Annotated in this window: 1 protein-coding gene; it reads right to left on the reverse strand. The window is 63.4% G+C overall.

Going from position 1 to position 1,826, the window contains the following annotated elements; genetic code table 11:
* A partial coding sequence (locus EOA33_RS34495) for a hypothetical protein (protein ID WP_127407636.1) occupies positions 1-1,826 on the reverse strand: 1,826 nt, incomplete at both ends.

Consider the following 1,826-nt stretch of genomic DNA (forward strand, 5'->3'; position numbering starts at 1 on the left):
ATGTCGTGCTGTTCGCGCTTGAACTGCATGTCTTGCGCAGCGGCGTCCTGCCTGGTCTTTGCATCAGCGACTTTCGCCGCCTGCTCCGCTTCTCGCGCCTTCGCGTCCGCCTGAGCTTTTTGTTGTTCGGCACTAGGCTGCGGAGGCTGGCCGGCTTGCCCCTTGGCATCGGTCACCATCTTTTCCAGAACGTCCTCGACCGACTTGCCGAGATTGAACAGGCGCGAGTTCGCGGCGAAGATTTCGACCGCCACTTCCTTCGACATCTCGCCCTGCTGGATCAGCGGGCCGACAGCGGCCCAATAGGCGCCGGCTGCCTGCATGAACTCGGCCGTCTCGGCCTTCTGCCTGGTCAGGTCCGCCTTGACCGTGGAATCGCTCTCGACGTCGATGCGGTACATCATGGCCAGGGGCTGCGTCAGAAGCTGCTGGATCGACTGCAGCTTGGCCAACTTCGCTTGCCGCTGCTGTTCGGCCTGCTGAGCCGCCTGCGTGGCCTGTTGAAGCTGCTGTTGCTGCTCGGGCGGCACTTGAGCGCCGGGCGGCGGTGCAGGCGGCGGCTGCACTGGGGTCAGATCCTGCTGCGTCGGAATGATCTGGACGCCGGTCATCTGCTGCAGCGTCTCATGCGAGAATTTCGCCGGGATGATTTCGGCCATCATGACGAAGATGTCGCGCGCGCAGCGTTCCATCATGCGCTGCATCTTCTGGATGCGCAGCGAGCCCCATTGCGTCTTGATGTTCTGAGCCGTCGCCGTCTCGCTCGCTTGCGAAGCGCCGCGCACGATGTCGGAAATGCCGGTGATTTCGTAGATGGCCTGCTTGGTCTGTTCACGGGCACTGTAGAGTTCCCGCAGCACCAGAATGAACTTCTCGACCGGCCAGAACGCGACCGCACCAGAGAGCCCGCCATTGGCTGCCCAGATGTCGGCGTTGCCGATCGGCACGAATTCGGTGTCATCGGCCGCCAGCATGTTGGCGATGTCGCCAGCGTCGCCGGAATACCAGCCCTTGACCTTCATGTGGCGCGTGATGACGCCGATGCGCTTGGTGGTCAGGTCCAGCTCATCGGCGAGCCGGCTGTAGATCGAAAACGGATTGACCGGCATCAGCCGGCCGGTCAGCTCGATCGGCTGCACGGGCGCCGGGATCGGGAAGAAATCGCTCAGGCCAAGCGGGTCGTCGACCTTCTTCAGCACAACGCCGTTGTCGTCGATGAAGATGACCTTGCGGGTGCTCTTGTCCCAGATTTCCCAGCCGCACAGATCGCTATCACCTTCGCCGCGCGCCTTCTTCTCCTGGTCGTCGGTCTGGATGCTGATCAGGCCGGCGTCGAACACCGAACCCTCGTCTTCGCGCTGCACGACGAAGCGGAATGCGTCCCACGGCCGATCCTTCCAGCGCTTCGCCGGGCCGTGCCGGTAATCGCGCCAGCTTACGGCCTCGAACTCGATGCATTCGTTCGCAAGCCGTTCGGCCGGGGCGCCTGCTTGCTGATGATCGGGCGCGCCATAGTCATCGCCGGAAACCGGGTCAGGTTTCGACCCAGTTTCATCGCCTGCGTCTACCTTGCCCCCGTTCTGCTCGTCGCTGACCTTGGCAAGCTCTTCGTTGGTCGTCTCGTCCTTGACGATGTCGCTCTTGAAGCGAAGCCGGATGATGCCGCGACCAGCCAGGAAGCCGTCTTGCGCCTCGCCCTCCAGTTCGACCTGGAGCTTGGAGTCGTCAACCTGCTTGCGGATGGCGCGCTCGATCAGCTCGGCCACGTCCTTTGCTGCCGGATCCTCGTCGGCGAAGCGGCGCCGGATGTCAGGCGCGGGCGGACT

Source organism: Mesorhizobium sp. M4A.F.Ca.ET.050.02.1.1 (genome assembly GCF_003997725.1).
GTDB lineage: Bacteria > Pseudomonadota > Alphaproteobacteria > Rhizobiales > Rhizobiaceae > Mesorhizobium.